The sequence below is a fragment of the Curtobacterium phyllosphaerae genome, assembly GCF_049341865.1.
In the GTDB taxonomy this organism is placed as follows: domain Bacteria; phylum Actinomycetota; class Actinomycetes; order Actinomycetales; family Microbacteriaceae; genus Curtobacterium; species Curtobacterium phyllosphaerae.
In genome coordinates this window covers 211,729-230,246 of the sequence record NZ_JBMPIU010000002.1, presented here as the reverse complement: position 1 = coordinate 230,246, position 18,518 = coordinate 211,729, and the positions used below count along the sequence as shown (strand labels likewise).

Annotated in this window: 13 protein-coding genes; 5 read left to right on the top strand and 8 right to left on the bottom strand. The window is 72.9% G+C overall.

Annotated elements, in window-relative coordinates; translation table 11 throughout:
• Nucleotides 1-46 precede the first annotated feature (46 nt).
• Nucleotides 47-667: an alpha/beta hydrolase gene (locus ACO0E0_RS04235; RefSeq protein ID WP_422870156.1), complete on the top strand. Its 621-nt coding sequence runs from the start codon at nucleotides 47-49 to the stop codon at nucleotides 665-667.
• A gap of 116 nt (nucleotides 668-783) precedes the next feature.
• On the opposite strand, the gene ACO0E0_RS04230 is transcribed toward ACO0E0_RS04235, so the two are convergent.
• Nucleotides 784-1,488 carry a PadR family transcriptional regulator gene (locus ACO0E0_RS04230; RefSeq protein WP_422870155.1) on the bottom strand — a complete coding sequence of 235 codons (705 nt, stop codon included), beginning with the start codon at nucleotides 1,486-1,488 and terminating at the stop codon, nucleotides 784-786.
• Nucleotides 1,489-1,707: 219 nt separating this feature from the next.
• Between ACO0E0_RS04230 and ACO0E0_RS04225 the strand changes: the two genes are divergently transcribed.
• From ACO0E0_RS04225 to ACO0E0_RS04210, 4 genes are all read left to right on the top strand, one after another.
• Nucleotides 1,708-2,037: a DUF7882 family protein gene (locus tag ACO0E0_RS04225; protein ID WP_422870154.1), complete on the top strand. Its 330-nt coding sequence runs from the start codon at nucleotides 1,708-1,710 to the stop codon at nucleotides 2,035-2,037.
• A gap of 240 nt (nucleotides 2,038-2,277) precedes the next feature.
• Nucleotides 2,278-7,026 (top strand): Lhr family ATP-dependent helicase, encoded by a 4,749-nt coding sequence (locus ACO0E0_RS04220; protein WP_422870153.1) that lies wholly within the window; start codon nucleotides 2,278-2,280, stop codon nucleotides 7,024-7,026.
• Nucleotides 7,027-7,174: 148 nt separating this feature from the next.
• Nucleotides 7,175-7,954, top strand: coding sequence for a DNA-formamidopyrimidine glycosylase family protein (locus tag ACO0E0_RS04215; protein ID WP_422870152.1), 780 nt, complete (start codon nucleotides 7,175-7,177; stop codon nucleotides 7,952-7,954).
• 73 nt (nucleotides 7,955-8,027) lie between these two features.
• Nucleotides 8,028-8,840, top strand: a complete 813-nt coding sequence (locus tag ACO0E0_RS04210) for a DUF4184 family protein (RefSeq protein WP_422870151.1) — start codon at nucleotides 8,028-8,030, stop codon at nucleotides 8,838-8,840.
• A gap of 610 nt (nucleotides 8,841-9,450) precedes the next feature.
• Here the strand turns inward: ACO0E0_RS04210 and ACO0E0_RS04205 are convergent.
• The 7 genes from ACO0E0_RS04205 to ACO0E0_RS04175 form a co-directional block, all read right to left on the bottom strand.
• Nucleotides 9,451-11,691, bottom strand: coding sequence for an alpha/beta hydrolase (locus tag ACO0E0_RS04205; RefSeq protein WP_422870150.1), 2,241 nt, complete (start codon nucleotides 11,689-11,691; stop codon nucleotides 9,451-9,453).
• 86 nt (nucleotides 11,692-11,777) lie between these two features.
• A complete protein-coding gene (locus ACO0E0_RS04200) occupies nucleotides 11,778-12,026 on the bottom strand; it encodes a hypothetical protein (protein ID WP_422870149.1) in 249 nt (82 codons plus the stop codon).
• Nucleotides 12,023-14,056 (bottom strand): bifunctional lysylphosphatidylglycerol flippase/synthetase MprF, encoded by a 2,034-nt coding sequence (locus ACO0E0_RS04195; RefSeq protein ID WP_422870148.1) that lies wholly within the window; start codon nucleotides 14,054-14,056, stop codon nucleotides 12,023-12,025. Before ACO0E0_RS04195 ends, ACO0E0_RS04200 begins: the two co-directional genes overlap by 4 nt.
• Before the next feature lie 131 nt (nucleotides 14,057-14,187).
• Complete coding sequence (locus tag ACO0E0_RS04190) at nucleotides 14,188-15,360, bottom strand: sensor histidine kinase (RefSeq protein ID WP_422870147.1); 1,173 nt, start codon at nucleotides 15,358-15,360, stop codon at nucleotides 14,188-14,190.
• Nucleotides 15,350-15,985: a response regulator transcription factor gene (locus ACO0E0_RS04185; RefSeq protein ID WP_422870146.1), complete on the bottom strand. Its 636-nt coding sequence runs from the start codon at nucleotides 15,983-15,985 to the stop codon at nucleotides 15,350-15,352. The genes ACO0E0_RS04190 and ACO0E0_RS04185 overlap by 11 nt, the downstream gene beginning before the upstream one ends.
• A gap of 224 nt (nucleotides 15,986-16,209) precedes the next feature.
• The gene (locus ACO0E0_RS04180) at nucleotides 16,210-17,100 is read right to left on the bottom strand and encodes a hypothetical protein (RefSeq protein ID WP_422870145.1); all 891 of its coding nucleotides are present in this window, start codon (nucleotides 17,098-17,100) and stop codon (nucleotides 16,210-16,212) included.
• Between the two features lie 100 nt (nucleotides 17,101-17,200).
• The gene (locus ACO0E0_RS04175) at nucleotides 17,201-18,241 is read right to left on the bottom strand and encodes a hypothetical protein (RefSeq protein ID WP_422870144.1); all 1,041 of its coding nucleotides are present in this window, start codon (nucleotides 18,239-18,241) and stop codon (nucleotides 17,201-17,203) included.
• Nucleotides 18,242-18,518 lie beyond the last annotated feature (277 nt).

The following is an 18,518-nucleotide window of genomic DNA, read 5'->3' as shown; positions in this document are numbered from 1 at the left end:
GCCGCACCCGCCCGCACGGGGTCGGGGCGTCGACTACCGTTGTCGGATGCCCGTCATCGACCCCGCGCTCGTCCGGTGGTCCCGCCCGGAGGACGCCCGCGGCGACACCCCGCTGCTCGTGCTCCTGCATGGTGTCGGCTCGGACGAGCATGACCTGATGGGACTGGCACCGGGGCTCCCGCCGAGCTGGGCGCTCGCCTCGCCCCGGGCGCCCCTGCCCCACGGCCCGGGACACGCGTGGTACCCGCTCTCCACGCCGGGCGCGCCCGATCCGACGGCTGTGGACGACGCCGTGGAGGCGGTGCTCACCTGGCTGGACACCGTCGCGCCCGCGCACGGCCGCGTCGCGCTCCTCGGGTTCTCCCAGGGCGGATCGATGGCCGTCCAGGCGCTGCGTGCACGGCCGACCGCGTTCGAGGCGGTGGTGAGCCTGTCCGGGTTCGTCGTGCCGGGTGCCGACCACCGCGACGACGCCGTCGCCGCCGCTCGTCCGCGACTGTTCATCGGGCACGGTGACCGTGACCCGGTGATCCCGCCCGCCGCCACCGCGAGGACCTCGGCCTGGGCCGCGGCGCACACCGCGGTCACCGACCGTACCTACGCCGGACTCGGTCACGGGGTGGCGACCGAGGAGCTGGCGGACGTGCACCGGTTCCTCGGGGCCTGAGCCGCGCCTCCCGTCCGGAATGCCGGAACGACGGAACGACGGAACGCCGGAACGCCGCCCGATCCGGAGATCGAACGGCGTTCCGGACGGCCGTGCGGCCGTGCGGCCCGGCCGGACTAGTCGGCCAGGATCTGCAGCAGCTCGCGTCGGAGCTGGTCGAGCTTCTCGGTGGCCGCAGCGCGCTGGGGGTCCGTGGCCGTCGAGCGGTACATGTGCAGCACCCCGAAGAGCTTCTGCAGGCTCTCCACGAAGCCCTGCTGGGCGTCTGTCGCACCCGGCGAGGAGTTCCACGCCGTCGCGATGTCGTCGGCGCGGGCCTCGACCTCGGCTCGACCGGCGTCGGTGAGGTCGTAGGTCGAGCGACCGTCGTCACCGGAGGCGACGATGAGCCCTTCGTCGACGAGTTGCTGGAGCGTGGGGTAGACCGAGCCGGGGCTCGGCCGCCACGCGCCACCGGTGCGCTCGGCGATGGACTTGATGAGCGCGTAGCCGTTGGCCGGCCCGTCGCCGAGGAGGCTCAGGATCGCGAGGCGGACGTCGCCGCGACGTGCGCGGCGGCCTTCCCGCCCGAAGCCGAACCCCGGCGCGAAGCCCGGGCCGAACCCGCCAGGGCCGAAGCCCGGGCCGCCGAAGCCGCGACCGCCGAAGCCGCCGCGACCACCGGGGCCGCCGTGGCCGCGGCCGCCGCGACCGGTGTGCTCGTCGTGCGAGTCAGCGTCCGGGGCACCGAAGCCGTGGTGTTCGCGACCGCCGCCGAAGCGCGGGCCGCGCGGGGTGATGCGGCCACGCCGGCCGCGTTCGTCGTCATACATGGGATGCATGATGATCTCCGTTTCGTTGTCAGGATCGATGGGCTGCGGCAGGGACGTGTGTGGTGTGCCGGAGCATCGCGACGCTCACTGGCGTATCGCGATGGGTCAACGATAGATCGCTACAGATCGGTTGTCAACGTCCGTCGGGAATTCGTTTGTGCAGGGTGCCGCCGACCTGTACACATGACCGAGGGGGCTCGGCCAGCACAGGGACGGCCGAGGGATCACATGGGCAAACTCGTGTACGGCACGAACGTCGTCGAGATCGGGTTCGACGACCGGACGTTGGCGCACCTCAGCGTCGTCATCGTCGCGAAGCTCCGCAGGCGCGAGAGCCTGTTGTTCTCGTGGCGCGACGACTCGTCCGTGGGTGACGGACGGAGCAGCATCTGGCTGGACCCGTCGATACCGCTCTTCTTCAAGTACTTCGGGTCGCGACCGCCGAAGATCAACCGGGCGTGGATCCTCGCACTCACGGCGGCGGCGAACTCGAACCAGGGCCTGCACCTCGTCCCCGAACCCGCCGACGCGGACACCGTGCCGAGCGACGAGGCCTGACGGGTCTACCGAACGGTCCGTCTAGCGCCTCCGTCCCCACCGCGTCAAGGGGGTTCTCGCGGAGGCCGACGATCCGTATCGTCGTCGACGTGGGGGGTGCACAGACTGCCCCTGCACGTGCCGCGGCGACATGGGAACCGCCGGAGGCAGCGGCGCGGAGTGCGTGGTTCAGGGCACTCCGCGTCGCATCTCCGCGCCGCACCGGCCGCTGTCGGTGGCGACGGGCATAGTGGGACGCCCATGACGGATGTGCTCGAACGCTTCTCGCCGGCCACTGCGGCATGGTTCCGCGGCGCGTTCACCGCGCCCACGCCGGCGCAGTCCGGAGCGTGGGACGCCATCTCCACCGGCCGCCACGCCCTCGTCATCGCCCCGACCGGTTCCGGCAAGACCCTCGCCTCGTTCCTCTGGTCGATCGACAAGCTCATCGGGACGACGGAGCACCCGCCGGCCGGACAGCGGACCCGCGTCCTGTACATCTCGCCGCTCAAGGCACTCGGGGTCGACGTCGAGCGGAACCTCCGGAGCCCCCTCGTCGGGATCACCCAGACCGCCCGGCGGATGGGCCTCGAGCCGCCGGACGTCACCGTCGGCGTCCGGAGCGGCGACACCCCGACCTCGGACCGCCGGCAGCTCCAGCGCACCCCACCGGACATCCTCATCACGACACCGGAGTCGCTCTACCTGATGCTGACGTCGTCGGCCCGGGAGACCCTCGCGAACGTCGACACCGTGATCATCGACGAGGTCCACGCCGTCGCCTCCTCGAAGCGCGGTGCGCACCTCGCGCTGTCGCTCGAACGGCTCGACGACCTGCTCGGCCGTCCCGTGCAGCGCATCGGGCTCTCCGCCACGGTGCGTCCGGCGGAGGAGGTCGCGCGGTTCCTCGGCGGTCGCGCCCCCGTCGACGTCATCGCCCCACCCGCCCAGAAGACCTTCGACCTGCGGGTCGTGGTGCCCGTGGACGACATGTCCGAGCTCGGCGCACCGGCAGCGGGCGACGACCCCGGCGCGAGCCCGACGAACGGCTCCATCTGGCCCCACGTCGAGGAGTCCGTCGTCGACCTGGTCGAGGCGCACCGGTCGACGATCGTGTTCGCGAACTCCCGCCGACTCGCAGAACGGCTGACGGCGCGGCTCAACGAGATCCACGAGGAACGCGCCGGCATCGCGGCCGAGTCCGAGACCGCCCTCATCGCCGTCGGGGCCCCCACCACCGACCTCGACGAGTCCTCGACCGAGTCGGACGACGGTCGCGGGACGAACCGACGACCGCCCGCGCAGGTCATCGGCGCGTCCGGTCAGACCGGGGGCGGCGGCGGCCCGGACGTCGCGAACGTGCTCGCGCGGGCACACCACGGCTCGGTCTCGAAGGACCAACGGGCGATCATCGAGGACGACCTCAAGTCCGGACGGCTCCGCTGCGTCGTCGCCACGAGTTCGCTCGAACTCGGGATCGACATGGGCGAGGTCGACCTCGTCATCCAGGTCGAGGCGCCGCCGTCCGTCGCCAGCGGCCTGCAGCGCGTCGGTCGCGCCGGCCACCAGGTCGGGGAGATCTCCCGCGGCGTGCTCTTCCCGAAGCACCGCGCGGACCTCCTGCACTCGGCGGTCGTCGTCGCGCGCATGGTCGACGGCTCGATCGAGGCCATCTCGGTCCCCGCGAACCCACTCGACGTCCTCGCGCAGCAGACGGTCGCCGCGGTGGCGCTCGACGTCCTCGACGCCGACCACTGGTTCGAGGTCGTCCGGCGGAGCGCACCGTTCGCGTGCCTCCCCCGATCGGCGTTCGACGCCACCCTCGACCTGGTCGCCGGTCGGTACCCGAGCGACGAGTTCGCCGAGCTCCGTCCGCGGCTCGTCTGGGACCGTGTGCACAACACGCTGACCGGTCGACCGGGTGCACAGCGGTTGGCCGTCACGAGCGGCGGCACGATCCCGGACCGCGGCCTGTTCGGTGTGTTCATGGTCGGCGAGAAGGCCTCCCGCGTCGGCGAACTCGACGAGGAGATGGTCTACGAGTCCCGCGTCGGCGACGTCTTCGCGCTCGGCGCGACGAGCTGGCGGATCGAGGACATCACCCACGACCGGGTGCTCGTCAGCCCGGCGTTCGGACAGCCGGGGCGCGTGCCGTTCTGGAAGGGCGACGGCATCGGCCGGCCGGCGGAGCTCGGGCGCGCGATGGGCGCCTACGTCCGTGAGCTCGACACGGCGGCACCCGCCGACGCCGAGACCCGTGTCTCGGACAGTGGCCTCGACGAGCGCGCGGTCCGCAACCTGCTGCAGTTCATCCGGGAGCAGCGCGAGGCCACGGGGCACGTGCCGACCGACTCGACACTCGTCGTCGAGCGGTTCCGCGACGAGCTCGGCGACTGGCGGATGATCCTGCACTCCCCGTTCGGCATGCAGGTGCACGCGCCCTGGGCGCTCGCGGTCGGCGCTCGGCTCGCGGAGCGGTACGGGATCGACGGCGGCGCGATGGCGAGCGACGACGGCATCGTGGTGCGGATCCCGGAGACCGACGCGGAACCACCGGGCTCCGAGCTCTTCGTCTTCGAGCGCGACGACCTCGATGCCCTGGTCACGGAGCAGGTCGGCAACTCGGCGCTCTTCGCGGCGCGGTTCCGGGAGTGCGCCGCACGGGCACTCCTCCTGCCCCGTCGTGACCCCGGTCGCCGGTCGCCGCTCTGGCAGCAGCGCCAGCGCGCGTCGCAGCTCCTCGACGTCGCGCGGAAGTACCCGACGTTCCCGATCATCCTGGAGACCGTCCGCGAGGTCCTGCAGGACGTCTACGACGTGCCCGCGCTCCTCGGCATCGCCGACGAGATCGCCCGCCGCGAGATCCGGATCGTCGAGGCCCAGACCGAGCAGGCGTCCCCGTTCGCCAGGTCCCTGCTGTTCGGGTACGTCGCTGCGTTCATGTACGAGGGCGACACCCCGCTCGCGGAACGTCGTGCCGCGGCACTGTCCCTCGACGCGACACTGCTCGGCGAGCTGCTCGGCCGAGCGGAGCTCCGGGAGCTGCTCGACCCGCAGGTGATCACGGACGTCGAGAACGACCTGCAGCGCCTCTCGCCGGACCGTCGTGCACGCGACCTCGAAGGCCTCGTCGACGTCCTCCGGCTCGTCGGGCCGCTCGACCTCGACGAAGCCGTGGCGCGCAGTTGGCTCGCCCCGGCGGACGGCGCCGCGGCCGCCGCTCCCGGGGACGGCGCCGCGGCCGCCGGTCCGGCGGACGGCGCTCGGGCCTCCCGTCCGCCGGCCGGTCCGGCAGCCGAACTGGAGGCGGTGCTCACCGCGCTCGAGCGCGACCGGCGCGTCCTCGGGTTCACCTTCGGCGGCACGAAGCGGTGGGCCGTGATCGAGGACGCATCGCGACTCCGCGACGCCCTCGGCGTCGCCCTACCGATCGGTGTGCCGACCGCGTTCGTGGAACCCGTCGCCGATCCCCTCGGCGACCTCGTCGGGCGGTTCGCACGGTCGCACGGTCCGTTCTCGGCGAACGACGCCGCCAACCGACTCGGTCTCGGGGTCGCGGTCGTCCAGGACACCCTGCGACGGCTCGTCGCCGACCGCCGTGTCGTCGAGGGCGAGTTCCGGCCGGACCGGCAGGGCGCCGAGTGGTGCGACTCCGAGGTCCTGCGGCGCATCCGGACGAAGTCGCTCGCTGCGCTCCGGCACGAGGTCGAGCCCGTCGCCCCCGCGACCCTCGCCCGGTTCCTGCCGGCCTGGCAGCACGTGCACACGCTCGGCGCGCGCGGCGGTCTGCGCGGCGTCGACGGCGTCCTGCAGGTCATCGAACAGCTCGCGGGCGTCGCGGTCCCGGCGACGGCCTGGGAGTCGCTCGTCCTGCCGTCCCGGGTCACGGACTACTCCCCCGCGATGCTCGACGAGCTGACCGCCACCGGCGAGGTCCTCTGGTCCGGCAGCGGGACGCTCCCCGGGAACGACGGCTGGGTGTGCCTGCACCTGGCGGACACGGCGCCGACGACGCTCGCGGAGCCGGCCGGCACCGAGACCACGGAGCTCCAGCGCGACGTCCTCGCCTCGCTCGCCGGCGGTGGCGCGTACTTCTTCCGGCAGCTCGCCCAGGCCGTCGGGAGCACCGACGACCAGGCGCTGACCACGGCGCTGTGGGACCTCGTCTGGGCCGGACAGATCACGAACGACACGTTCGCGCCGCTGCGGGCGACGATCGGGGGCCGGGCCAGGACGAGCGCACCGCGCACCAGGGCCTTCCGCGGTCGGCGCCGTCCGAGCCTGCCGACGCAGTCCGGGCCACCGACGGTCGGTGGGCGCTGGTCGCTGCTGCCCCTTGCCGAGCCGGACCCGACCGTGCGCGCCGCGGCGATGGCCGAGCAGCTGCTCGAGCGGCACGGGGTCGTCACGCGCGGTGCGGTCCAGGTCGAAGGCGTCCGAGGCGGGTTCGCAGGGGTCTACCGGGTGCTCGCTCGGTTCGAGGAGAGCGGGCGCGCCCGACGCGGCTACTTCGTCGAGGGGCTCGGGGCGGCGCAGTTCGCCACCGGCCCGACGGTCGACCGGCTCCGGTCGTTCTCGCGCGACGTGGACGGTGACGGCGCGGACAGCGACCCGAACCGCACGCGGACGGCGATCACGCTCGCGGCGACGGATCCGGCGAACCCGTTCGGCGCGGCCTTGCCGTGGCCGGGCGGGGCCGAGCCGACCGAGGGTACGACCACCACCCGCGGTCATCGTCCCGGACGCAAGGCCGGGGCGCTCGTGACGATCGTCGACGGTGTGCTCGCGGTCTACGTCGAGCGCGGCGGGAAGAGCGTGCTGACGTTCACGGACGACGAGCCCGCACTCACGGCGGCCACGCTGAGCATCGCCGCGACCGTGCGCTCCGGACTCGGGCGGCTCGCGATCGAGCGGGTGGACGGCACGTTCGTGCTCGAGACGCCGCTCGGCGACCTGCTCCGGGACGCCGGGTTCACCGCCACACCGCAGGGGCTGCGCCTCCGTGTGTAGTGCTGTGCGCGAGGCGGGGAGGTGACTGGTGCCACGAACGGACAAGCAGAGCGTGACACCGTCCGCCGAGGGCAGGCGGAGGTGACCGGTGCCACGAACGGACGAGCAGAGCGTGACACCGTCCTCCGAGGGCAGGCGGAGGTGACCGGTGCCCGAAGGTGACACCGTCTACCGGGCTGCTGCGCGCCTCCAGGCCGCACTCGGTGGAAGAGTCCTGACCCGCAGCGACTTCCGGGTGCCCGCGTTCGCGACGCTCGACCTGGTCGGCCGCACGGTCGACGAGGTCGTCCCCCGGGGCAAGCACATCCTGCACCGGATCGGCGACGTGACGGTGCACTCCCACCTCAAGATGGAGGGTCGCTGGGACGTGTACGCCCCCGGCGACCGGTGGCGCCGGCCGGCCCACCAGGCGCGGTGCATCCTCGACGCGGAGGGGGTGTCGACGGTCGGGTTCGCGCTCGGGATCCTCGAGGTCGTGCCGCGCGACCAGGAGGACGACATCGTCGGGTACCTCGGCCCGGACCTGCTCGGACCGGACTGGGACGCCGACCTCGCGCTCGCGAACCTCCTCGCGGTGCCGGAGCGTCCCGTCGGGCTGGCGCTCCTCGACCAACGGGTGCTCGCCGGCCTCGGCAACGTGTACCGCGCCGAGCTCTGCTACCTCCGCGGGGTGCTGCCGACACGACCCGTCAGCGAGGTGTCCGACCCGGTCCGGATGATCGACCTCGCGAAGCGGCTCATCATGGCGAACCGGGACCGCAGCGAGCGGATCACCACCGGGAACTCCCGGCCGGGACAGCGCTTCTGGGTCTACAACCGGGCGGGCAAGCCGTGTCTCCGGTGTCGGACCCGGATCCAGCACGGGCAGCTCGGCGACACGGAGCTGAGCCTGCGCGACACGTACTGGTGTCCGAACTGCCAGCACTGACCGGTCAGTCGTCCGGATGATTCCTCGGGGAACCGGGGGGTGTTCGTCAGGGCGCGTGTGCCAGCCTTCGAGCATGCCGTTCACCGTGAGCCACACGATCGTCGCGCTGCCGTTCCGGCGGACGCCGATCCCCGCGGCTGCCCTCGCCGTGGGGTCGATGGCACCGGATGCCGTGCTGTTCGTACCGGCACTGCCGCCGTACGGCGTGACCCACTCCGCGCTCGGTGCCCTGACGGTGTCGCTCCCCGTCGCGGTCGTCGCCCTCGTCGTCTGGACCTTCGGCCTGCGCTGGGCGTGGACGGCGATCCAGCCGAGGGCCGTGCACGATCGGCTCCCACCCGCCTGGGATGACCCGTCGTCCTCGTGGCGGGCGTTCGTCGCGCGGACGCCCGCAGGCCGGGTCGGTGATCTGGCCCTGACGCTCGGCACCCTGATCGTCGGCGTGTACAGCCACATCGCGTGGGACTCCTTCACGCATGCGCACGGGTGGTCCGTGGCGCGCATGCCGTTCCTCCGTGGCGACCTAATCGGGCATCCGCTGTACGACTGGATCCAGAACGCGTGCTCGTTCGGCGGGATGGTCGTGCTCGCGATCGCGTTCGCGCTCTGGTTCCGTCGGACGCCTCCGGTGCCGCACGGCCGTGAGGTGTCACCCCACGCGGCCCGCCGCATCCGCATCACACTCCTGGTCGTGCTGGTCGTCGTCACGGCCGTCGGGGCGAGCCCGTTGCTGCTCATCGGCGCGGGCCCGACCGGGGTGCTCGGGTGGGCGGCCATCCTGGCGATCCGGGCGGCGGCGGTACTGCTCGTCGGGACCGCGATCGTCCTGGGGGTGCGCGAGGTGGTGCGAGCGCGCGAGGTGGTGCGAGCGCACGAGCGGGTCTGACGCGGCTCGGACCCGCCGGTGTCGTCGAGGTCGCACTACACGCCGCGTCGGGGTCGTCGAGGTCGCAGAACACCCCGCGTCGGGTTCGTCGAGGTCGCAGAACACGCCGCGTCGGGTTCGTCGAGATCGCAGAACACGCCGCGTCGGACCCCTGCCACGCGGCGTGTTGTGCGATCTCGATCGATGGGGTCGGGCGGGTCGGGAGTGCCGGCAGCGTCCTCGCGGCGGCGAGCGCGGTCCGGGCGTCGGCGGCCGAGGCCAGGGAGCGGTACATGAGCAGGGCGTCGCCGAACTGCACGCCGTACCCGATCGGGGTCGCCGCTGCGACGAGCGCACAGAGGTGGTCCACACCGCCCCCGGCCGTGCCGCCGATGTACGACGCCGCCGCGGGGGTCATCGGGATGAGCTGGATGCCGATGACCGCCTCGGGCAGCGCGCTGAACCACGTCCCGAAGTCCCGCTTGCCGCCCAAGTCGAGACGGACGAGGTCGTGGTCCTACGCCCGCACGTCCACGCTCCCGCACACCGGGAACGATGCCATCGCGATCGGTGCGGCGATGTCGGCCGCCACGAGGGTGATCGTCGACCGGCACCGGCGGACGGTCCTGCGTCAGCCGACCCGGAGCCCGATCTTCGGGAGCAGCCACTGCATCCCCGCCGCCAGGGCCGGTGCGGCGGTGCCCCAGCTGTGTCCGCCACCGGGGACGACCCACGTGGTGACGTGCATGCCCGCCTTCGTGGCCGCCGATGCCACCTCGGGCGTCGCCGCCCCGTAGCGCGCGTCGTCCTGGCCGACGGCGAAGTACGCGTCCGAGTGGGCGTACGGCGCGTGCGCGTGGAGCTCGTTCGCCGGGATCGCCGCCTCGTACCGCACCCGGCTCCCGCCGAAGCCGTCGCGGATCGTCGTGGCGACCGTGCCGAGGGACGGCGCCCGCTCACCGGACACGTCGATGAGGTGCTCGAACCGCTCCGGGTGGCCGGCCCCGATCTGGATCGCGCACGTGCCGCCCTGCGAGAACCCGCCGATGGTCCACGCTGCCGGGTCGGTCTGCACCGCGTAGTGCGCCGCGACCCAGGCGGGGACGTCCCTGGTCAGGTAGGTCAGGCTGTTGCCGAGCGCACCGTCGACGCACATCGGGTTGTGGTCCGACTGCCCGAGCTGGTCCGGGACGACGACGATCGGGGCGAGACCGCGACCGAGGGCGGCGATCTCGTTCATCGTCGTGTCGAGGTGCCCGAGTCGCTCGAGGTCGTCCGGTCCGGCATCGCGGCTCTGCCCGGAGAGCAGCACGACGACCGGGAGCCGCGGCGGGTGCGCGACGAGGGCGGCCGGCGGGAGCCACACGAGTCCGGGCCGGGCGGCGAAGTGCGAGACGGTACCGGGGATGTCCTCATGGAGCAGCCGCCCGGCCTTCGGCAGCCCGTCCGGCGGCACCCACGAGGAGGCGAGGTCGACGACGCCCTGCGCGGCCGTCCCACCATGACTCACACCGGACGCCGGCGCGGACGCGGGGGTGCCGAGGAAGTCCGCGATCGCGGGGAGCTCGTGCTGGAGGCTCCAGAAGACGGTGTTCCAGTCGTGTCCGCTCCCGGGTGCCTCGGCCCGCTGCACCCGGATGCCGGCACCACGGGCGTCCCGCTCGAGCGCGCGGGCGTTCCTCGTGAACTCGTCGTCGTTCTGGCCGGACGTCAGGATGAGCATGTGGTCCCGGTACGGGCCGTGCGCCTTGAGGAGCGCACCGGGTGCTGCGGCCCGCCAGCGCCGGAGCGAACCGCCGAACGCCTCGTCGGCACTGTTCTGCGGTGTGCGGTCGATGGGGGCGAGCTGGCTCGAGATCGCGAGGCCCGCCGCGAACTCGTCCGGGTGTCCGGCGAGGAACTGCATGGTGCAGGTCGCCCCCTGCGAGAACCCGACGAGGCCCCAGTTCCGTCCGGGTGTGGGGACGTTCAGGTGCGCCGTGATCCAGGCGGGGACGTCCTGGGTGATGTAGGTCCCGGACCGCCCCACCGACGAGTCCACGCACATCGGGTTGTGCCCCGGGACGGCCAGCTGGTCCGCCGCGACGACGATCGGTGCGAGGCCGCCGTGCTGCGCGGCGTAGGCGTCGAGGACCTCGGGGAGGTGCCCGACGGCGAACATGTCGCTCGGCGTCCCCGGCTGCCCGGACAGCGAGATGATCACCGGCAGCACCGGGGGGTGGGCCGTGCGCGCCGCCGGCGGCAGGTACACGACGGCGGGTCGCGCGGGGAACCCCGACTCGCGGCCCGGGATCTCGACGGAACCCACGACACCCTTCCGCGGCATCGTCGTCGGGGGGTGCCAGTCCGTGCCCGACACGACCCGGGCCGTCGGGTCGGCAGCCTGCTCCGCTCCGAGGTGCAGGTCCGGGTACGGGTTCTTCTGCAGCAGGGCGTTGATGGTCGGGTAGGCGGCGTAGTCGACGTTGATCCCGAGCCCGGAGACGACGAGGGCGACGACCATGAGCACGCCCCCGATCACCCGGGGCACGACGCCCGGCCCGGTGACGACGCGGAGGACCCCGAGCGCGACGCCGGCGAACGCGAACGCGACCCACATCCGCGTGACCGTGGTCAGGTGCGTGTCGAACGCGTTCGCGAGGTCACCGACGACCCAGCACGCGAGGAGTCCGACGAGTGCTCCGGCCGCGATGACGACGCCGGAGACGAGGACGGATCGCCGCCGTGCCCCGGGCCGGAGCGGGAGCTGCCGCCCGGGACGGCGCCGCAGCGGCAGCAGGACGGCGAGCAGCACCAGGACCGCGAAGACGACGTCCGCCGGGACGAGTTTCGTCGGCACCTCGAGTCGTGTGCCGAACAACCAGTGGATCATTCCTCAGTCCCAGAGACTCGTGTCGTCGAACAGGTACGCGCGGAGTCCGGGCGAGAGTTCGTCGACCAGGCGCAGGAGCCGGGCGATCACCTCGCACGACCCGCGGTGCCCGCGACGGCACCGTCACCGGATCCGGTCTCGACGCCGCCGCCGATGCCGCTCTCGCCGGCGAACGCCGACTCTGCGATCGTGGCAGCTTCTCGCAGCGAGAGAGCTGGGGAACCGCCGAGCAGGAACCACACGACGGTCCCACGCTCCACCGGACGGGTGGACGATGCGAGGAAGGACCCGAGCCGCGCTCGGACGTGTGCGTCGGGGATGTCGTCGAGGCTCATCCTCGTGCTCCGACGAGGACCGACGCCTCCGGTCCGCGCGTGGCGGCCCGCCGCTGGGTGAGGCGCAGGACGTGTCGGACGCGGAGGTCCGGGACGTAGGCGCGGACGATCGCCGCGGACGCGGCCGGGAGGTGGGCCGCGGACGGGATCGCCATCCAGAGCGTCTCGTGCCGCGGTTCGAACTTGTCCTTGAACCGGCGGAGGGACCTGAAGCCGTAGACCGGCTCGAGGGCTCGCGCAGCGCAGCGCAGGACGACGTCGTGCCAGGACCGCCGGTCGTCGTCCGCGGTCATCAGCGGCGTCCCCGACAGGCTGACGGCAGCCAGGCCGGCGTCCTTGGCGGCGAGCACGGCACTGGCGATGAGGAACTCGACCACGCCCGGCATCGCGTCGTCCGCGCGCCGCATGACGTCGAGGGTGATGCCCACCTGCTGCCCACCGCGGTACACCGGCAGCCAGCTCGTCACCGCGAGGACCCGGCCGCCGTTCCGGTCGTCGACCGCGAGCACGAGGGCGACGTCCTCGTCGTCGAGTTCGCGGACCGACCCGAGCGTGAAGCCCATCTCGGGGAGCTGCCGGCCGTCGGCCCAACGGACGCAGAGCATCTCCACCGCGTCCCGGTGCGCCGGGCTGAGCTCGCGGAACGTCGTCCGGACGGCTCGGATGCCTTCACGGCCCGCCCGGTTCGTCGCCGTCCGGAGGTCCTGGCGGCGCTTGCCGGCGAGCGAGAACTCCTGCGCGTCGATGACCGCTTCCGCGGCGACCGGGGCGGAGGCCCAGCCCTCCGCGTCCAGCAGGTCGCGGACGTGCTCGTGGACGCTGTAGAACACCGGGACCCACCCGTTGTGCTCGCAGTGCGCGACGAACGCGCCGATCACACGCTCCCGGTCGGCGTCCTGACAGGCCGGGTCCGACACGGTGATCGCCATCCCGCCGACCACGCGGAAGGCGACCGCGCCGGAACCGTCCGGGACGAACCAGACGTCGTTGCCGCGCCAGAGACCCATGTGGCCGATCGAACCGGCATCCGTCGTGCGGACCAGCTCACGCAGGGCGCCGTGGTCGTCGTCGCGCGGGAGGAACGCCCGGCGGAGCAGACGACGCCGGGACACGACCAGGGCGATCGCGACCGCGGCCGGCACGGTCCACGCCGCGATGAGCGTGAGCTGCCACTCGATCACCGCCGGGTCCGCGCCCGCCCACTGGAAGTCGTCGTCGAGGATCGGGTCGATCACGAGCTGGGTGGCGAGGACCGCGGCGATCAGCACCTGCAGCGCGATCGAGAGCAACAGCCCGGAGCGCCGTCCTCGGGCGATGAGCACGGCTGAGACGAGCAACAGGATCGCGATGAAGACGGTGAGCCGGTCCGGGAACGCGAACGCCCAGGTCGACAGCACGCCGTCCGGTTCGTGCACGACGAGCGTCGCGAGCGCACCGAGGCCCGCCGCCGCCTGGATCGCCGCGAAGGTGTCGCGTCCGAGGACCCGGCGTCGGGGCGTCACGGTCGCACGCGGGCCGATCGCCGCGCCGACGAGGGCACCGATCGTCACGGCGAGCAGCCTCGCGAGGTCCGACGCGTGGGCGGCGAAGAGCACCATGACGAGGCTCACGGTCCACAGGGAGACGCGGATGTGTCGTCGTCGGCCGGCCGGGAGGAGCGGCGCCGTCGCGGCGAACAGCGCCGCGGCGACGAGCGACGGCGTCCAGACCGGTTCGCCGCTGGCGATGTCGGCGTGCGCCTCGCCGACGGCGCTCCCGACGGCGATCACCCCGATCGAGGCGAGCGACGCCAGCGCCGGGACGAGGACGGCCACGAGGAGCGTGGTGACGATCCCGAGGGCCCGCTCGGCGAACCAGAAGGCGATGACCGTCAGGACCAGGACGACGGGCGGCGCGATCGGCATGTGCAGGTCCGGCTCGCGACTGACGGCGGTCGCCCCGACGACGAGCGCCGTGCCGGCGACCGCGACGATCGTGGTGAGGGGGCGCGCACGGAGCATCGCGACGACGGGCTGCACGGAGAACTGCATGCTCCCATGGAAGGGCACGGGACCGGGCCGGGACATCGCCCGTCGGTGTGATCCCGCTCGCCCGGGTCGACGTCCGGGTCGTCCGATCGGACAGTGCGGTCACCCGATCGGATGAGGCCCGGCCGCGTGGCTCAATGCGGGAGCTCGATCGACACGGCGTACCCGCCGTCGTCGGTGGGCCCGGAGCGCATCCGACCGCCGAGGAGCGCCGCACGCTCGGCGAGGCCGACGAGCCCGAGGCCGGACCCCGGGAGGTCGAGCACGGTCCCGGAGTCGTTCTCGACCGTCAGCGTCACCGTCTCGGCGTCGGACCGCGACCGGATCCGGACGGCGGCCCCGGACGCGTGCTTGCGCGCGTTCGTGAGGGCCTCCTGCACGAACCGGTAGAACGCCCGCTGGATCGGCTGCGGGAGGTCCTCGGGGAGAGCGACGTCGACGTCGACGTCGAGCTCGCTCGCGACGATCATCGCGTCGAGGTCGTCGAGCGTCGGCTGCGGTTCGAAGCTCCGCGCGTCGCCGCCGGCCGCCCGGAGCACCTGGACCATCTCGCGCAGCTCCTGGAGCGTCGTGACGCAGAGGCCCCGGACGGTGCGGGCGAAACCGCGGGTGACCTCGTCCTCGCTCGCGACCTGCATCGCGCCGGCCTGGACCGCGATGAGCGTGACCTGGTGCGAGACGACGTCGTGCATCTCGCGCGCGAGGATCGCCCGTTCCCGCGCGAGCGTGACGACCGCGGCCTGCCGCTGCTCGGTTCGACGCAGCTCCTCGACCTCGCCGAGCCGCTCAGCCAGCCGGACCCGGGCCTGGTGGAGCAGACCGATGGCGACCGGGCCGACGGTGAGCAGCGCGCCGTAGAGGACGTTGATGACGACGGTGTCGAGGCTCGACGCGACGAACGTGTACCCGGCGTAGGCGATGAACTCGCCGAGCGACGCCAGGGCGATGAGCCAGGACCGCCGACTCACCGAGGCGAGCGTCCCGAGTGCGATCACCGACCCGACGACCGCCGACCCGGTCCAGAGGCCGGGCAGGGTGAGGACCCAGGCGACGAACGGCCACCGACGGCGGAGGAACATCGCGAGCACCGCGAGCACCGCACCGATCAGGGACCACGCGTCGGTGTACTGGTACCCGACGAACGCGTCGGCCGCGGCGACCGCCGCGAACAGCAGGTCGGCGACGAGCCCCGACAGCCGGATGCGGCGCACGCGACGCAGGAGCTGGTCGGTGAGCCGCTCGGCCCGCTCGTCGACGGTCCGGAGCACCGACGACGTCGTGGCGCGTGCGCCGGCGTCAGATCGCATCGAGCAGTCCGGCCTCGGCCGCACGGAGCGCGACCTGCACCCGCGACGCGACGCCGAACACGGACTGCAGCGCCCGGAGGTCCTCCTTCACGGTGCTCGTGCTGACCTCGAGGTGCTCGGCGATCTCCGCGTTCGTGGCACCGGTCGCGAGCAGTTGGAGCGTGGCGTTCTCCCGGACCGTCAGCGGGCGTCCCGGTCCCCCGGCCGGCGCGGTGCGGAACAGGGAGCGTCGGTCGATCCCGGACGCCAGCACGACACCCCCGCGAGCGAGCACGACCGCGGCCCGGGCGAGGGCATCGGGGTCCATGTCCTTCAGCAGGAACCCGCTCGCACCGAGGTGCATCGCATCGGAGAGGTGCTCCTCCACGTCGAAGGTCGTGAGCATCGCCACCGGCGGCGGGTCGTCGAGGGCGAGCACGTCGCCGAGGACCTCGAGCCCGTTCCGGCCGGGCATCCGGATGTCGAGCAGCACGACGTCCGGGCGGGATCGGCGGACCTCGTCGAGCGCACCGTCGCCCGTCGTGGTCCGGACCTCGCCGATCTCGGGCGACGCGCGCAGGATCAGCTCGAAGCCGAACCGGACCAGGGTCTCGTCGTCGACGATCAGGACGCTGACCGGCTGCATCGTGGGCTCCTTGGACGAGACGACATCGCCGGTCGGCGGGGCAGGACCGAGGCGAGGGGACGTCCAGGAGAGTAGCCCACGCCCGTGCACTCGCGGGGGATCCTGCGACGAGGCGCTTGTGGCGTCGAGAATGCGGGGACGGGCAGTGCGGGACCGTCCGCACTCCGGGTTCCCGCATCCTCGGTAGGCGCTCCGAACTCGGCGCCCGGGAGACGCCCAGTCGGTCAGGGACCCGTGCGCCGCCACTCGGCCAGGAACCGGGCGCCGGCGTCGTCGTGGATGACACCGTCCGGCGCGGTGAGCACCGGGTACGGCGTCTCCGGGACACCGTCCGCCGGGCGGACGTCGACGTGCGCGACCTCGTGGCCGTTCGCGTGCAGCCAGTCCGCCATCGCGTAGTCGCTCCGCGAGTCGCCGACCGTCCGCCAGACCTGCGGGAGTTCGCCGTCGGCGGCGAGCAGCTCGAGGGCGCGCTCGGCGCCCATGTCCTTGCCGCTCCGGTCGGACTCGACGTCGGTCGAGATGATCGTGGGGTCGATGCGCCAGTCGACCGCGCCGTCGGCATCGGGATGTGCGACGCCGAGCCGCCGGACCCCGAGACCGCGCCGGACGAGTGCGTCCATCGCGAGCGCGTCGAACTCCGGCTGGCGGGCCAGGTACGTCGCGTTCCCCACGTCGACGCGCTGCTCGATCGACACCATCGCGCGCTTGGTCTCGTCGAGGAACATCAGGTCGGCGAACCGGTCCCGGACGAGGTCGCGCATCTCGTCGGTGAAGTCGGTCGGCAGCGCCAGGTCCGGCTCGACGTGGACGTCGCCCATGCCGCCGTCGTGCTGCGGGCCGATCGTGCACCAGACGGCGCCCTTCTCGCACACGGCGTGCACCCGCCCCGCCGCCGACAACCCGCCCGCGATGAGCGGGCCGACGACCTGCTCGCGGATGAACGCGTCGCTCCGGCCGGTGTTGAAGACGATGGGGACGCCCTGGGCGGCGAGCGCGACGAGGTCCGCCACGATGCTCGGGATCGCGATCGTGCGGGACACCGGGCTCGCGATCGGGCCGTCGACGTCGAGCAGGAGACCGAGGCGGGGCACGTGGGTCGTGGGAGAGGGCACGCATGATCTTCGCAGACGGCGAGGTGGTGTCCGGGCTGGGGAGCGAGTGAGGCGGGCGGGGTGCGGCGTCCGGTCCGGTGCGGCGGCGTGCGCTGTCCGGTCAGGTGCGGCGAGCAGCGCCGAAGAACCGGGCGGCCGCCTCGGCGAGCGTCGCGGGGTCCACCAGGTGCGTCTGGCCCTGCAGGACGGTGTGCTCGGATCCCCGGATCGCGTGCACCGTCTCCTGCGCGGCGATCTTCAACCAGTCGGTGCTGTTGCTCCCCGCGACGACGAGCACCGGCCGGTCGATGCCCGCGAACCGCTCGTGGTCGAGGGCGAACCCGTCCATCACCATCGCGTCGTGCGGCAGGGTCGGCGCTCCGGCGAGGAGTCGACGCCACGTCCGGGGCTGCAGCCGCAGGAGGAACGGAGCGATCCGGGGCATGCCGAGCACCTCGACGAGGAAGTACGACACCGCCGCGGCACGACGCCCACGGGCGATGCGGTCCTTGAGCACCACGATGTTCTCGGCCCCCTCCCGTCCGGGCCGGGTGCCGGGACGGTAGGAGGGTTCGTAGAGCACGGCACTGTCGACCGGAGCACCGTCGGCCATGGCGTGCAGGACCAGACCTGCGCCGGCACAGAGGGCGAGGACCCGGACCGTCCCGGATCCGGACGCGTTGCGCCCGAGACGGTCCATCGTGCCCGGGTCATCGAGCGCGCCCGCGTCGTCCGGCGTGGTGGCGTCCTCCGGGAGGTCCGCGACCAGGTCAGCGATCGACGGTGCGGTCGGGGTCGTGGTCGCGCCCGGAGCCGGTGCCGCGCCCGCGTCCGCGGGCAGGGGCGCGCCCGCCTCCGAGCCCGCCTCGGCCTCCGTGGGGTCGCTCGACGTCACCGCGTCGATCACCGCGCGGAGGTCCTCGACCTCCCGGGCGACGGCGTAGGGCTCGGTGTTGCCGCTCTCGCCTCGCCCACGCCGGTCGTAGCGGGTGACCGAGTACGACGTCTCGAGCGACGCCGTGAGACCCACCTGCACGTCCGAGCCGCGGTCGTCGAACGGACCGGCCACCAGGATGAGCACGGGGCCCGCACCGCTCGTGCTGAGAGCGATCTCGGTGCCGTCGGCAGAGCGGACGGTCCGGACGATGGGCGCGGGAGTCATGGCGGTCCTCGGTCGGGGGCTGCGACACGCGGGCCGGCGAGTCGAACTGGATCGAGTGTGACACCGGGTGCGAGCGTCGTCATCACCCAGAACAAGGGGTGGACGTTTCCTGAACAACGTTCTGCCCCGGAACGGAGAGGGCCCGGGCTTCCGATCCACCCGAAGGATCGGAAACCCGGGCCAGAGCTCGGACCCCCACCCCTGGGGATCCGTGCCGGGAAGTCCCACCCAGTGGACTTCCGACTCGCATGAGCATCCCACGCTCGTGAAGGAGTTC

What these genes read in the sequence shown, in the direction of transcription:
- ACO0E0_RS04235 (WP_422870156.1), top strand. Translation starts at nt 47, where the DNA reads ATGCCCGTCATCGACCCCGCGCTCGTCCGGTGGTCCCGCCCGGAGGAC.
- ACO0E0_RS04230 (WP_422870155.1), bottom strand. Translation starts at nt 1,488, where the DNA reads ATGCATCCCATGTATGACGACGAACGCGGCCGGCGTGGCCGCATCACC.
- ACO0E0_RS04225 (WP_422870154.1), top strand. Translation starts at nt 1,708, where the DNA reads ATGGGCAAACTCGTGTACGGCACGAACGTCGTCGAGATCGGGTTCGAC.
- ACO0E0_RS04220 (WP_422870153.1), top strand. Translation starts at nt 2,278, where the DNA reads ATGACGGATGTGCTCGAACGCTTCTCGCCGGCCACTGCGGCATGGTTC.
- ACO0E0_RS04210 (WP_422870151.1), top strand. Translation starts at nt 8,028, where the DNA reads ATGCCGTTCACCGTGAGCCACACGATCGTCGCGCTGCCGTTCCGGCGG.
- ACO0E0_RS04205 (WP_422870150.1), bottom strand. Translation starts at nt 11,691, where the DNA reads ATGATCCACTGGTTGTTCGGCACACGACTCGAGGTGCCGACGAAACTC.
- ACO0E0_RS04200 (WP_422870149.1), bottom strand. Translation starts at nt 12,026, where the DNA reads ATGAGCCTCGACGACATCCCCGACGCACACGTCCGAGCGCGGCTCGGG.
- ACO0E0_RS04195 (WP_422870148.1), bottom strand. Translation starts at nt 14,056, where the DNA reads ATGCAGTTCTCCGTGCAGCCCGTCGTCGCGATGCTCCGTGCGCGCCCC.
- ACO0E0_RS04190 (WP_422870147.1), bottom strand. Translation starts at nt 15,360, where the DNA reads ATGCGATCTGACGCCGGCGCACGCGCCACGACGTCGTCGGTGCTCCGG.
- ACO0E0_RS04185 (WP_422870146.1), bottom strand. Translation starts at nt 15,985, where the DNA reads ATGCAGCCGGTCAGCGTCCTGATCGTCGACGACGAGACCCTGGTCCGG.
- ACO0E0_RS04175 (WP_422870144.1), bottom strand. Translation starts at nt 18,241, where the DNA reads ATGACTCCCGCGCCCATCGTCCGGACCGTCCGCTCTGCCGACGGCACC.